The 14,809-nt window shown below is 39.6% G+C and carries 13 protein-coding genes; 4 read left to right on the plus strand and 9 right to left on the minus strand.

The features are described from left to right. Positions 1-47: 47 nt before the first annotated feature. The 6 genes from F959_RS13000 to F959_RS13025 form a co-directional block, all read right to left on the minus strand. Positions 48-1,130, minus strand: a complete 1,083-nt coding sequence (locus F959_RS13000) for an ATP-binding protein (RefSeq protein WP_004880886.1) — start codon at positions 1,128-1,130, stop codon at positions 48-50. A gap of 45 nt (positions 1,131-1,175) precedes the next feature. After that, entirely contained in the window at positions 1,176-2,816 is a 1,641-nt protein-coding gene (locus F959_RS13005) for a hypothetical protein (protein WP_004880888.1), read from the minus strand. Further along, positions 2,807-4,138, minus strand: coding sequence for an SWIM zinc finger family protein (locus F959_RS13010; RefSeq protein ID WP_004880890.1), 1,332 nt, complete (start codon positions 4,136-4,138; stop codon positions 2,807-2,809). The genes F959_RS13005 and F959_RS13010 overlap by 10 nt, the downstream gene beginning before the upstream one ends. A gap of 185 nt (positions 4,139-4,323) precedes the next feature. Then, the gene (gene adk, locus F959_RS13015) at positions 4,324-4,977 is read right to left on the minus strand and encodes an adenylate kinase (protein WP_004880892.1); all 654 of its coding nucleotides are present in this window, start codon (positions 4,975-4,977) and stop codon (positions 4,324-4,326) included. Positions 4,978-5,059: 82 nt separating this feature from the next. Beyond that, complete coding sequence (locus F959_RS13020) at positions 5,060-6,373, minus strand: DUF445 domain-containing protein (RefSeq protein WP_004880894.1); 1,314 nt, start codon at positions 6,371-6,373, stop codon at positions 5,060-5,062. A gap of 58 nt (positions 6,374-6,431) precedes the next feature. After that, a complete protein-coding gene (locus F959_RS13025) occupies positions 6,432-6,950 on the minus strand; it encodes a hypothetical protein (RefSeq protein ID WP_004880896.1) in 519 nt (172 codons plus the stop codon). Between the two features lie 242 nt (positions 6,951-7,192). Between F959_RS13025 and mrdA the strand changes: the two genes are divergently transcribed. Together mrdA and rsmD are read left to right on the plus strand one after the other, a co-directional pair. Continuing rightward, the gene (gene mrdA, locus F959_RS13030) at positions 7,193-9,178 is read left to right on the plus strand and encodes a penicillin-binding protein 2 (RefSeq protein WP_004880897.1); all 1,986 of its coding nucleotides are present in this window, start codon (positions 7,193-7,195) and stop codon (positions 9,176-9,178) included. Next, positions 9,178-9,726, plus strand: coding sequence for a 16S rRNA (guanine(966)-N(2))-methyltransferase RsmD (gene rsmD, locus F959_RS13035; RefSeq protein WP_004880901.1), 549 nt, complete (start codon positions 9,178-9,180; stop codon positions 9,724-9,726). The genes mrdA and rsmD overlap by 1 nt, the downstream gene beginning before the upstream one ends. Here rsmD and F959_RS13040 read toward each other — a convergent pair. Further along, a complete protein-coding gene (locus tag F959_RS13040) occupies positions 9,723-10,127 on the minus strand; it encodes a hypothetical protein (protein WP_004880903.1) in 405 nt (134 codons plus the stop codon). The two genes, rsmD and F959_RS13040, sit on opposite strands and share 4 nt — an antisense overlap. A gap of 268 nt (positions 10,128-10,395) precedes the next feature. On the opposite strand from F959_RS13040, the gene F959_RS13045 reads away from it, so the two are divergent. Together F959_RS13045 and F959_RS13050 are read left to right on the plus strand one after the other, a co-directional pair. Continuing rightward, positions 10,396-10,755, plus strand: a complete 360-nt coding sequence (locus tag F959_RS13045) for a hypothetical protein (protein WP_004880905.1) — start codon at positions 10,396-10,398, stop codon at positions 10,753-10,755. Between the two features lie 68 nt (positions 10,756-10,823). Then, entirely contained in the window at positions 10,824-11,420 is a 597-nt protein-coding gene (locus tag F959_RS13050; protein WP_004880907.1) for a DUF2238 domain-containing protein, read from the plus strand. A gap of 14 nt (positions 11,421-11,434) precedes the next feature. On the opposite strand, the gene blp2 is transcribed toward F959_RS13050, so the two are convergent. Together blp2 and sohB are read right to left on the minus strand one after the other, a co-directional pair. Next, positions 11,435-13,621, minus strand: a complete 2,187-nt coding sequence (gene blp2, locus F959_RS13055) for an Ig-like repeat protein Blp2 (RefSeq protein ID WP_004880910.1) — start codon at positions 13,619-13,621, stop codon at positions 11,435-11,437. 218 nt (positions 13,622-13,839) lie between these two features. Beyond that, positions 13,840-14,802 (minus strand): protease SohB, encoded by a 963-nt coding sequence (gene sohB, locus F959_RS13060; protein WP_004880912.1) that lies wholly within the window; start codon positions 14,800-14,802, stop codon positions 13,840-13,842. Positions 14,803-14,809: the final 7 nt, after the last annotated feature.

The raw sequence follows: 14,809 nt of genomic DNA on the forward strand, positions 1-14,809 counted from the left end.
CTCAACCATCAGAAAGGCTAAGATAAACCGATAATATTGTTATTGAATTATTCTAAATCACGGCAAGCACGGTATAAGTCTTGCCATCCCTCACGCTGCTTCATGACCGTTTCCACATATTCTTTCCATGGCACGACATCTTGCACAGGGTCTTTTAAAATCGCCCCTTGTAAACCTGCTGCCAGATCGTAATCAGTTATATCACCTACACCAAAATGCCCTGCCATTGCCCAACCATGACTCATCACGGAAATGGCTTCAGCAGTCGACAATGTTCCTGTGGTAGTTTTAAGTTTTTGCTTGCCATCTAAGGTTTGCCCATGGCGCAACTCTCTAAAAATCGTCACTAATTTTTGAATTTGTGCGTCCAAAGGTAGAACCTCTGGCAATTGCAAGCTTTTACCCAAAGATTGTACACGTTTCTGCACAATTTCGACTTCCTCAGCAATCGTCGCTGGCGGTGGTAAAATCACAGTATTAAAACGGCGCTTTAAGGCTGAAGACAATTCATTCACACCTTTATCCCGATTATTGGCGGTGGCAATCACGCTAAAGCCTTGCACCGCTTGATATTCCAGTCCCAACTCAGGCACAGGTAAGTTCTTTTCAGACAACAGCGTAATGAGCGTATCTTGTACATCTGCTGGAATACGGGTCAACTCCTCAACACGGGCAATTTTGCCCTCTTGCATAGCACGTAACATGGGACTTTTTACTAAAGCTGCCTCACTTGGCCCTTTAGACAGCAGTTGCGCATAGTTCCAACTATAACGTAATGTATCTTCACTAGTGCCCGCCGTTCCCTGAATCAGTAAATCACTGTTGCCCGAAATCGCGGCAGCTAAATGTTCAGACACCCATGATTTTGCGGTGCCTGGCACGCCTAATAATAATAAGGCACGATCTGTGGCTAAGGTCGCCACGGCAATTTCCATCAAACGGCGATTACCAATATATTTGGCTGAAATTTCAGTGCCGTCAGCTAAAGTTGTCCCCAATAAATAATCTACTACGGCTTTCGGTGAAAGTTGCCACTGAGGTGGTTTTGCCAAGCTATCCTGTGCTTTCAATGCGTCTAGCTCATGTGAAAATTGTTGTTCTGCTCTGGCACGTAAAACTTGTTGTGTCATGATCATTGTCCTCATGTATATGACTCAATTATTTATTGTTTAATGCTAAATCAAAGTGTGTTTATATTGATTCAATCGCTCAAGCTGCTTCCACTCCGAAGTCGAAAACAAGCCTTGTAAAGCCTGAATATGGATTGGATAGCCATGCAAAATCAGCCACTCTGCTTGTGCTTTTAACGCTGCAAATTGTTTTTGATCTTGCTGCAAATTCAATGCTGCATATGCCTGTTGTAATAAAGCATAGGCATGTGTCGTAAGTACTTGATCAAAGTGCAACGCTGGGCTCAGTTGCCAAACGCATTCAAAGTGCAGCCAATCTTTGCTTTGGGCATGGTTTTGCAATTGTTGTCTAATTAATGCCAATCCAATCTCATCTTGATTGAGCAAACTAAAAATCCGCACATACTGACCATGCTGCTTGCATGCAATGTGAGTATCACACCATTGCCCCTGCTGTTGATAAAACCAACGCGCCAAATCACCGCGTTGTTCCCGATAACAGCAATCAATAAAAGCAGCCCAAATCGCTTCTTTTTGTGATTTATGCAAATTCAGCAAAGTATCCCAATCACCCAAAAGAGTGAACCAATACTGCAATGGCAACTGTTTTAAAATTTGCTGTACATAACGAACACCGTGACCACTTTGCATAAATGCTTGATAGGCTTGCTCCACCTGAGCACTTTGATAGGCGGTTTTTAAAATTCGACGACTTTCTTCAACATCTGCATCACCATGAAAAAATCCATAATCGTTCAAAGCATCATCTTGATCTAAGCTGATATGAACATTAATTTTTCTGGTTGTTGCCTCATAACTGAAACATGAATCAATCAGTACCATCATGTTTGGATACAAGGCATTATCTTGCGCATATAAATAAAAGCTGAGTGCTGCATTATGTCGTACTGTCGCTGCATTTTGTGGCGCTAAGCTTTTCAAACATTCATATAAGTGAGGAAATTTGGTCACGGGCATATGCATTGAGACAACACTCTCAGCATGTCGTTGCAAGCTATTTTTCTGAATGGATTGTGTCCAAAACTCAGCGATATGCTGATTGACAAAATCAGGCAAGTGCGTACATAACAGACTCATCATCCGTGACCAATCGCTACTCCTTAACTTGAGTAAATGCCGAATTAGGGGTGCAGCATCATTGTGCTTTAGATATTTCCATACCCGTTTGACCTCATCAATTCGTGTGGTCACATCACCCTGAAAGGCAAACTGCGGTAAGGTCTGTGCCAATAACACAGAATTGCGACATACCGATAGCACGGGTAGCACCAAATAACGAGGAATGACCTGTTGCTGCTGTAAAGCCAATTTTAAAATTTGATCTAACCAAAGTGCATAATCATATGGAGCTTCTTGTGCCACAATCCATTGCAGTACCTGTAGCAATGACGCATCTAAAGCATTTTCCTGTATCTCAAGTTGCGGCTTCTCGGCCGCAAGACTTTTCTCAACAGCATCAGAAATAGGCATGGCCTGATGCCCTGCCTGTTTCATCAATACCCAATACTGATTGAGTTGCAATAAATCTTGCGATGATTCTATTTGCTCAGGCACATATTTCTTTAATGCTTCGGGTAATTGAATCACTTGTTTAAACTGCTGCCCTAAGGTCAACTTTAAGCGCAATTGTTGCTCAAAAGCATTATAAGATGGGGTTAAAGACATTGAAAATGTTCTCCTTGCCAAATACTGACCAAGGTCAATTGCAGACCATTCCACTCTAGCCCCGCACTAAAGGGTTCATCTCCAACCAAAAACCATAGCTCTACAAATTGCTTCACTTCGATGGCACACATGTGTTGATTTTGATCGACTAAATAAACTCTTTTCTCATGCTTAACCAAACGCAATTGATTCAACCAAAAGAAACGAATCAGTTGTAATGGATTCTGTTTTAAACCATGTGCATAGTGTTGAAAGAGCTGCTCAAAATCAGTTAAACCTTGAGGAGCGATGGTCACCACCTTACCTTGTTGCAAAGTTGCCAATTGTTCTTCTAAACGTATTCGTTGTTGACTGATCACGGGATAAAATTTCGCCGTCACAGACAGTTGCTGTTGCTGGGGTAAGGTCAAGCCAAAAATGGAATAGGGTGGAATTTCAAAGTCGATCAATAAATAATCACATTGCTTTTGACTATCCCATAACCATTGACGGCGATAACGCCCACGGGTATTGAGTAACTCATGCGTCACTTGCCCCACAGCATGGATATTGATCGTTTGTACGGCAATATGATCCCACGCATCACTGGGTAAATTCACCCCAAACAATTGTTTCATTTCCTCCAGCAACATTGGATCAAGTTGCTGACGATGTTGCCATAATTGCACCGCCAAACTCAATTTTGCCAACCAAAATGAACATTGTTGTTGCCAATCGGTTTGGTATAACGCACTGGAAAATTCTTCTAAATAACTAACTAAGCCATTGAGTTGTGCATCGACCAAACGGCTTTGCATATCACGAAACATTTCATGCTGTTGTTGTCGTAATCGTCCTAAACCCATGCTGACAATATCATTCAACCATGTTTGTAAAGTCTCAATACCCGCATCCATTTTTTTCTCACGCGCCAATTGTCGTTTGGCGCGTGCGGCTTCATCAACAGGTTTATCTATTGCTTTTTCTTTTTTCTCAGTGGCTTTACTTTTTTTATCGCGCCATTTTTGTACTCGATCAGGAATGGCTTGATCATCTTGCTGAATACTAAATTTATCCTGATATTCGGTATAGACCATTAGCAACGCTAAGGCATGCTTACATGGGCGTTTAAAACTCGGACAACTGCACTCACATTTCAATTCAGGTAAAAAAATCGCACTTTGATAAGTCGCACTTCCCTGAATTTCTCCCCAAATCCATTGATCAGTAGAACCTGAAATATTATTCCAAGCTTCGAACTTTGCCAGTTTTTTTGCAGATTTTGCCGAACTTGCATCAGGAGTAATCTGCTCTACTTGATCGAACTGAATCGTCAACAACATAAGCAACCCTTTAAAATAATTTTTTATTTTCAATATCTTGAAGTATGAGCATGACAAACTATAACGTTTTTTATTTTATCTGCATATACATCAATTAGTATAAGCGACAGATTTTGTCGCATGAAATTACAGCTATAAAAAAACCGCCTGCTAAATACTCGGCGGTTTCTTTTTACAGCAATAGATTATTTATCTAAAATTGCAAATAAATCTTTTTGAACTTCATCAATCGCACGTAAGCCATTTAACTTATCGTAAGTTGGTGCATTTTCACCAGAAGCAGCACGACCTTGGTAGAATCCAACAAGTTGCTCAGTTTCGCTATGATAAGAGCCTAAACGCTTACGGATTGTTTCTTCTTGATCATCAGGACGTTGTACAAGCTCTTCACCAGTCTCGTCATCTTTACCTTCCACTTTTGGTGGATTATAAACGATGTGATATACGCGACCAGATGCTGGGTGTTGACGACGACCAGACAAACGTTGAACAATCTCTTCATCAGGAACATCAATTTCAATCACGTGATCAATTGAAATACCAGCTGATTCTAATGCTTCAGCTTGTGGAATCGTACGAGGGAAACCGTCAAAGATACAACCGTTTACGCAGTCTGGTTGAGCGATACGCTCTTTTACCAAACCGATAATTAATTCGTCTGATACTAAACCACCTGACTCCATGACGCTTTTCGCTTTTAAGCCAAGATCAGTACCTTCACGAATTGCAGCACGGAGCATATCACCGGTTGAAATTTGTGGGATATTGTAGCGCTTACAGATCAACTGAGCTTGAGTACCTTTGCCTGCCCCAGGTGGTCCGAGTAAAATAATGCGCATAAAGAACATCCTCATTTAAAAACAATAAATCTTTAATTGAGCAATATCATACAGACTTATTGCCCAACCAACATCAAATTAATTATAAGAAAGCTACAAATAAGTGGATTAAACCTGCAAAAAAGCCAGTTACCCCACCCAGTACAATTAAAATCCACTCATCCTCTTGGAACGCTGGTCGTAATAGGTTTTGGAACTCTTTCGGTGTTAGTTCACGGATACGGTCTCTAAACATTTGAAAGATCTTTTGCGCACGACTAGCATTCAAGGCTGGGTCACATACTGGCCCCATAGTAATTTCAATTGAACGATCAATCAAGTCGGTCTTGAGTCTAGCATATTCTCTAGGACCCAATGATAGCTGCAATGATGTTCTAACCAGTGGAGTTTCCATAATTTCATTAATATGGCGCTTGACAATACGACGGGTTTTATCTTTTTTGCTGCCGTACATCATCTCAGTCATAATCGACTTCAATGTGATTAAGTCCTCTGTTACCACACTCGCGAATACATCTGAAACCTCTTCCTGACGCTTCATAAAAGCGCCTTGTACATTGTAAGTACCGATCTTTAGAACAGGTACAATCCAAGGGAATTTACGGTCTTTGGTTAAGCGGAATATTTGTGGATAACGGATATAATGCGGCTCGATTGGGTTAAATACCATCCAAATTGCAATCCAGTTGGTCAAGAAACCCCAAATGGATGCCCAAAATGGAACGGTCCAATGCCAAGGCACTACAAACCATACAATCATTTGGAAAACACCAAAGAACATCCCAATCAATGCACTGATATGCCAAATAAAGTTAATTTCTTTTTGCCCAACTTTGAGGAACATTCGTACCATCAAACGGCGATCACCTTCCATTTGGCGAACAACCATTTCACGCATATCAACAAGTGACTCGACGTTCATAGTCAGCTCAGTCACAAGTTCTCTTAATGTATTTGGGAGCTGTTTATGTGCTTGAGCATAAATACGGCGTTTAATCGAATAAGGTAAATTTTCCCATAACACAGCATTACGATCGATCATGACTTCATCAATTAAGTGTTCAAGTTCAAAACCAACTTGTTCACCAATGATCATGGCCATATCTTCTGGGTCCATTGCTTCTAAGAACTCACGCAATGAACCAAGTTTAGTTAATGTATTATCAGTAATGATGCCTGAAATACGTCCAGCTTTACGTGGAACAATCCCTTGCCAACCTACAGGTAATGGTCCTAAATGGAATCCCCAAAAGTTAATTGGGTAAAACACCATTTTTAAAGCCATCCACACGTGAGCCCAAGTTACAAAGGCTGTCACAGGAATAATACTTAAGACCGCCAGATGGTCTGGTCGATTTAAAAAAATCTGCCACAATTCATTGACGTAATCAAACATGCATGACTCTCAAAATTATTAATACATTATGGCTAACAGGACAAAGAGCAAATATCTCCTATAGACCAAAACTTAAAGTGTAAGAAAACTGAAAGACTGGTTCTGATTTTTTCACAGTATTGCCACTTCCATCTTCAATTTTTTCTCGTATACCAGCACCTACACTGAATGTGCTGATACGTTCACTATTCAGCCAAACATAAGAAAGATCAGCACCTACACCGAGATTGCCTTTTTGTTTACCGCCAAAGTTTTTACTGTCTAAATGTCCCGCGTAGACACCAACGTAATAACCATTTTTATCGGTGCCTGTTAAATAATATGGATAGCGAAATCCAACTTGTGCACCTGGTTCATTATCATCATTCAAAAATGCACCAGCTTTTGCATAAGCAATACCATAAGGATTAACCCATTCTAAATTGGCATGTAGTAATTTTTTTGTAAAACCTGCACCAATATTCCAAGTCGAAACATTAGCATCTTTTAATTTTGGCTCTGGCATATATGGATTTTCATCCGCATGTACCAAACCATTACATGTTAAAACCGCTAGCAAAAGGTAAAGTTTTCTCATTATTCTCTCCATTTTCCTTAAGAGTGCGTATTGGACAATCCTATTTCAAACAGTTTGTGACTTTAACAGAATTATTTTGCTTCTAATATACAAGACCCTACAAATTTAATGTCTGCAAAGTCAAAAACTGTCGCAGCTTCATTTATATGAAGTATTGAAAAATCTACAGTATGATCATGCAACTTACGTTAAAATAAGTCACCCATACCCTCTTTCAATCTTGTAATTTAAGTCGACACCGTATGAAACAGCACTTTCCTTTAAAAAACATGCAACAAGAAAAGCGCATTTATAGGGGTCGAATCTTTTTTGCAATTTTTCTAGTGATGACGTTTCTTCTTTTATTGATCTGTCGTTATGCATATTTACAGATTGTTCATTACGATGATTTTACAACGGCATCAGATAAGAACAGAATTCGCTTACAACCTCTTCCGCCTGCCCGTGGTTATATTTACGATCGTAATGGTATTTTACTTGCAGATAATTATCCTGTTTTTAGTGCAACATTAAGCCGTGCAGATGTCACCGATATTGATGGAACACTTTCTCGTCTAATTCCAGTATTAAGTCTGACACAAGAAGACGTTGATCGTTTTAAAAGCCGTGTTAAAACTGCTCGAAAAACTGAGCGTATCGCGATCAAGCTCAACCTGACTGAAAATGACATCGCAAAGTTCAGTGAAGTTAAATATGCCTTTCCTGGAGTCAAAATCGAAACACAGATGACTCGCTACTACCCTCACGGTGAGTTATTTGCGCATGTCATCGGTTATGTTGGTCGAATTAACGATAGAGAACTTAAAAAGATCGATAAGGACTTATATGCTGGAACTAACCTTATCGGCAAAATTGGTGCAGAAAAAAGCTATGAGGATTTACTGCACGGCACACCGGGCTATGAATCTGTCGAAGCCGACGCACATGGTAATGTGCTCAGAAACTTAGGACGTCAAGATCCTGTTCGCGGTAATGATCTCTATTTATCGATAGATTATGGCTTACAAACCATTGCGGCTAAACAATTAGCTGATCGTCGCGGCGCGATTGTTGCGATAGATCCCCGCACTGGAGAAATTTTAGCACTGGTCTCTAGTCCAAGTTTTAATCCCAATTTGTTCGTAACGGGGATCAGTACCAAAGACTATAGCGCTCTGCGTGATAACTTAGATCAGCCGCTTTATAACCGAGCAGTTCAAGGTTCTTATCCGCCAGGTTCTACGATTAAGCCAATGTTCGGTCTAGGAGGGATTCACTATGGACTCGTCGATTGGAACACCGCCATTTCTGATCCCGGCTATTTCTCTCTTCCTGGGGATTCACATAAATTCCGTGACTGGAAAAAATCAGGACATGGTTCAGTCAACTTACATAAAGCTCAAGTCGTCTCTTGCGATACTTATTTCTATATCTTGTCCTATCGTATGGGCATAGAAAAAATGAATGAGTGGATGCGCCAATTTGGTTTCGGTGAGAAAACAGGGGTCGATCTACCTAGTGAAAGTTCAGGCTTATACCCAAGTCCACAATGGAAAATGCGTACTCGTAAAAGCAAATGGCTAAAAGGTGAAACCATTTCCGTCAGTATTGGACAGGGTGCATTTACAGCAACACCATTACAGCTCGCTATGGCAACTGCAATCACCGCGAACAAAGGATCACATGTCACACCGCATGTATTACGAGATACCAAAGGTGCAAAACAATTCACTGTGCATAATGCACCAGATGGAAAAATCCAATTTAATGGAACCGCACAAGATTGGATGAATATGCACGATGCCATGGTTGATGTCATTCAATCTGGTACAGGTCGTGGAATTAAAGGCGGTTTGCAATATTCAATTGCTGGTAAAACTGGTACGGCACAAGTTAAAAGTATTGCCCAAGGAAAACGCTATAACGAAGCAGCACTTTCTTCAAGACAATGGGATCATGGTCTATTTGTTGGATTTGCTCCAGCAGATAACCCAGAAATTGCAATCGCAGTCGTATGGGAAAATGGTAAACATGGTGGTTCAGCAGCTCAACTCGCACGTCCAATTTTTGATTACTGGCTTGTTACTCGTAAGAAAAATCCGATTCGTCCAGCAAATCATCAAGTCAGTGGCGGCCTGATGACCGCAGGGATTAAGCCGGGTGAACTACCAAGTGGTGGAGCAGCATCGACAGTGCAAGCACAATCAACAACCACAGCTCCTTTACCTGCTGATGAGGTCACTGAATAATGAAAAATCAATTACGGATCATTGGCGGGGAATTGAAGCGTCGTACTTTACCTTTTGCGAATGTAGACGGTTTACGTCCTACGCCTGACCGTGTACGTGAGACATTATTTAATTGGCTCATGTGGGATATTCAAAATGCACAGGTTTTAGACCTTTGCACTGGCTCAGGTGCATTAGGTTTCGAAGCACTTTCTCGTGGAGCTGCCAAAGTTATAATGATTGAACCCAATACGACTCAAGCAAAATTTTTAAAAGAGAATATTGCTTTATTAAAAGCAGAGAATTGTCAGCTACACATAACAACAGCACAACAAGCGCTCAAGAAACTGAATCTTAGTTTCGACGTTGTCTTTCTTGATCCACCCTATAGTTTAGACTTATGGCAAGAACTTGCTGAGTTATCAGATCCGATGATTGCAAACCAAGCCTTCATTTACGTTGAAGCAGATCGAGAATTATCTCAGCTCAAACTACCAGCATCTTGGCAAAAAATTAAAGAAACGAAAGCAGGTGTAGTTCGAGCAGGCTTATACCAAAAAATTACTTAGAAAATTCTTAGCCAAAACAGTCTAATGAGTTGCCCTCGATCAAACGGAAAGCTCGACAAATACTCATAGCCGATTCGGTTGCTTGAGTTAAGCTGATAGACAATACCGTAGCCCAGTGAGATCGAGAAATCATCCAAACTCAGATTTGAAGTATCACCTGTTAACATCTTATGGTTGAATTGATTGGTCTGGTACGCAGTATAGTTGTATACACGCCACCTCTCATCTTGAAAAAGCTGATTATGCAAAACTGAATAATCTGTTTTCATTTCAGGATATGCAGCATCAAACATTTCCTCAGAATCATCTTCAAATCCAGCAAAGAAATTATAGTTCTCCGCATTTGCAAACGTTGTTAGACAGGACAGTAAACAAAAAAAGAAAATGTGTTTAAATCGCATAATGGCGTTTATTGACAATCTTGACGATTAGCATAACTCTAAAACTCATTTTGCATCAATAAATTAATGATATATTTCAAACACTAATAGAAGATCATAATCTAATAAAGACGCTATTTTTATCCCTTGACAAACACTGTTTAGATTTTTGGCATATAGCTTAACGTACTATTAAGTTTTCAACTGTTGTTCTGTTAGACATAAATGCTTAATTTATAGCAGAATTTTAGATACAATGAGCCGATCTACAAACTCAACATAATTCCCCATGAAAGTTTTACTCCTATTGGTCACATGCCTCAGCCTAACAGCATGTATTTTTGGTCAATCTAGTGAGGTCAAACGTGCAGAGAAAATTTTACAAAATTTTCAGTGCAACAATATCGAATCAAATCAGTTAGCCACGTCTTCGATCACCAATTTTCACCAACAAGCCCTTGCTGTGAATAAAGAAAAGGCCACGACATATATTGAGCAATATAAAAATGGTGAAGATCTCTTTGACATCCCATTAGATGAAGTAGTACAACAAAAATATCAATTATATAAACAAGCTTGTCAGGCACTTGGCGGAGTATCTTCTGCTAAAGAACAAATTGTTATAGGTGCGTCTGACGAGAATAAATAGAGTGACAAACTCTATCTAGGACATCAAATGATAGAAAAAAATTGGGCTTAAAACATTATATTGCTCTTATGCTCATTTTAGTTACTGCAATAATCGCAAGTATTAATCCTTTAGAATTCGATTCATATTTATTGCATCAAGCAGGTACAGTTTTCATGCTGATTGCTTTGCTTGTCATCATGCGAAAAATTGGCATTAACTTTTATAGCTTTTGCTTATACCTGCTCTTTTTGTTTATTCATATTGTTGGCGCACACTACCTCTACTCTTATGTTCCCTACAATGAATGGTTCAATTCCCTTTTTCATTTTGACTTAAATCAAAGTATGGGATGGACTAGAAATATGTATGATCGTTTTGTCCATTTTGCATATGGATTTTTACTCTATCCCTTATTCTATCGTTGTTTTCAAGTTTGGTTTCCCCCGGCTAAACCAGCAGCTTTATTGTTCTTGGTCATACAATTTGTTATGGCAACAAGCTTAATATATGAGTTCATTGAATGGTGGATTGCGATGGGATTATCGCCTGAAGATGCGGAAAATTATAATGGTCAACAAGGCGACATGTGGGATGCCCACAAAGATATGTTCCTTGCAACAGTTGGGGCAGTCCTGATTGGTTTCATCCAACTCAGCAAAGAAAAAACGCTTATTCAGAAATAAGCGTTTTGACTTAGTTAAACAATTGAATGCTGTAGCAGCATAAGGTCATCCCAAGGATCTGATTGCACCACTTGAGTTGGCTCGAAATTCATCAAATTAGTATTTATATTACCATCAGTTTGAGGAGTCGAGGGTTCAATAGAAACCAACTGATTAAGTAAGTCTTCGATTTCATTCGTATTAGAAGTCGAAGAAGTTAATAACTCATCGACACTAACTGCTTGAGTTGTCTGTGTCGGCGTAGCTTCATGTTGTGGACTCAGCAATGCATTGAGATCTACATGATCAACCAAACTCATTTGTTGTGCACTTTCAGTTCCAGCATCCATTTCATTACTCAGCAATGAACTCATTGTCGTCGGTGCAATCACATTAAAACTAAATGAGTTACTGATCTCACTGGTATTTCCTGATAAATCAGTCTGAGTAAAAGTCAACGTATGACTGCCTAATGCTAAATCATGGGTGATATTAAAACTCCATTTTCCATTGTCACCCACCGTGACTGTTCCGATTGGCTGTCCATTGTCATAAATTGTTAGTGTTGCTTTCGCCTCTCCTAGACCAGTCAAGCTAGGTTTACTATCATCTGTTGATCCGCCTGCCGAGATATTTCCTTTAACATCTCCAACATCATCAGTTACCGTCTGCAAAATAGGCTTGTTCGGTGCAATGGTATCTTTCGTTCCTAACACATCCGTAGATTCAGAACGGTTACCTGATGCATCAATCACATATACTTTCCCAATGGTCTTATCCGTTAATGCAGTAGATAAGTCGATTGTAAATTTTCCATCTGCGCCTGCTGTTCCTGAACCAAGCACAGTTTTTCCATCTGCTGAGCGAATTTCAATTTTACTATTTGCTTCGGCTGTTCCAGTGATCGAATCTCCATCCGCATTTAACTGCGCTACAGCTTTTTCTGGTGCAATCGTGTCTTTACCTGCCGTAATTTCTAATGGTTTAGACTGGTTACCTGCTGCATCCTCAAGAATGATAGAACCTTTGTGATCACCCGTTAATGCAGGTGAAATCGTGATTTGAAATTTCCCTTGTGCATCTGCAACACCACTTCCAATAATATTGCCATCAGCATCTTTGATTTGCACTTTTGCATTTGCCTCAGCTTTACCTAAAACTGATGTACCTGCTTGGTTTACTTCAATCAATGGCTGATCAGGGGCTAACGTATCTTTCCCAGCAAAAACTTTGGACGGATCAGATTTATTACCCGCCGCATCTTCCGCTACTACTGTTCCACCTTTATCGCTCGTTAATGGCGGTGATACCTTAATTGAATAAAGTCCCGAACTATTTGCATTAACAGAGCCTAATAATTTTCCATCTGCATCGTAAACTGATATTTTAGCATTCGCTTCGGCCTTACCTGAGACAATCGTACCATCTGCATTTAATTGTGCACTTGGTGCATCGGGCGCTATCGTATCTTTTGTTCCCGTAACTACTGTTGCTTTAGATGTATTACCTGCACTATCAATCGCGATAACTGCGACTTTATTTCCATTCACCAAAGGGCTATCTAGTTTAATACTATAGTTGCCCTCATTATCCGCGTAACCACTCGCAATCACTTTCCCTGTGGTATCTTTGATCTCTACTTTAGCTTTAGCTTCTGTTTTACCTGTAATGATTTGTGTATCGGCATCTAATACAGCGGTCGGGGTTGCAGGTGCAGTAATATCTGTCGATTTTTCATTATTATTTTTATCGTTATCATCATCCTTCACTGCCCAGAGATAAATACCTTCAGCAGCTAAAGCAACCAAACCTGCTTTTACTAACTGCGATTTACTCACACCAAAATCATCACTGCTATCTGAATGCTCAGCAGCTTGAGGTGGAACTTCGGCTGAAGCAAATTGCGTTAATTCTGTGGCAGGAGAATAGCGAACAAATTTTCCTGCAGCGTCAAATTCAGCAATTGCATAAGAACCATCTTCTCGGGGAATCGCAAGCGTATGTTCTGTATTATTCATTTCATTAAAGAAATCATTAATAATAATTTTCTCACCATTTTTAAGCGTAATGACAAGATCATTACCTTGCTTGATGATCGATTTTATATCGCCTTGTGCAACTCCAATTTGAACAATCGATGGTTGATTCAGCATCACACCTTGCATTTGTCCATCTTGTAAAACAGTAAAATTTTTCTTCGATGAAACGACAACTCTTGTCATTATTATGCTCGCATATCAATTATAGTTTTAGATATTTTTCAATTAATGGAAAATATAAGTATTTAATCTCGCAATTAAAATAACAAATGATAGATAAGACGACAATCCAGTTCATCGCAATTTTGTTAGCTTTATTTAATTTACTATTTGTTCAAATAATTTAATTATCAAAATAAAAAAACCAGTCATATGACTGGTTTTAAATAACATACGATGAATTATAGTTTTGGATCACGTAGCTGAACCAAACTGCTATTTGCTTTGGTCAATCCATCTGTAATTTTCCCCAACACTGCTGGAATTAAATTCTCAGCCATTTGCGCAGCTTGTAAACCTAATTTCTCACCAAATGTCGGACGCTTACGCGTATTAATCACATAAACATCATGTTTTGGTAGCAAGCTAAGTATGTATTCATCCGAAGTTTGTAATTTATCAACCAAGTTGAGTTCGCGTGCATCTTCACCATACCAATGCTCACCAGTTGCAACTTTTGCTACTTCTAACTGTGGACGGTATTTTTCAACGAAGTGCTTAAATAAAGAATGCGTTTGTTGTAACTCTTCTTCAAATTTCGCTTTACCTTCAGGTGTATTTTCACCAAACATGGTGACTGTACGCTTATATTCGCCAGCAGTATAAAGTTCAAAGTCAACATTATGCTGTTTCAATAAACGATTGAAATTTGGAACCTGAGCCACGACGCCAATCGAACCAACAACAGCAAATGGCGCAGAAATGATTTCATTTGCAATACAAGCCATCATATAGCCACCGCTTGCAGCAACTTTGTCTACGCAGATCGTGACATTAAAGCCTGCATCGCGTAGACGAACTAACTGAGCAGCTGCAAGACCATAACCATGTACCATTCCACCAGGACTTTCTAAACGAACCACAACCCGGTCATGCCCTGCTTTTGCTGTCGCTAAAATTAAGGTAATTTCCTCACGAATCGTATCTACAGCGGAAGCTTGAACATCACCTTTAAAATCGAGAACATAGATTTTTTGATCATTTTTTTTACGAATTTTTGCTTCTTTCGCAAGCTGCTGAACAAGCTGTAATAGTTCCAAACGAGATGCTGTTGTTTGCGCGATTCTTTTTCTTTGTTCATTCACACGCGCATTTAAATGGCTAATACGAATCTCAGCAGGAAATTTAGGTAAATGGAATAACATAAAGTAA

Source organism: Acinetobacter venetianus RAG-1 = CIP 110063 (assembly GCF_000368585.1).
GTDB lineage: Bacteria > Pseudomonadota > Gammaproteobacteria > Pseudomonadales > Moraxellaceae > Acinetobacter > Acinetobacter venetianus.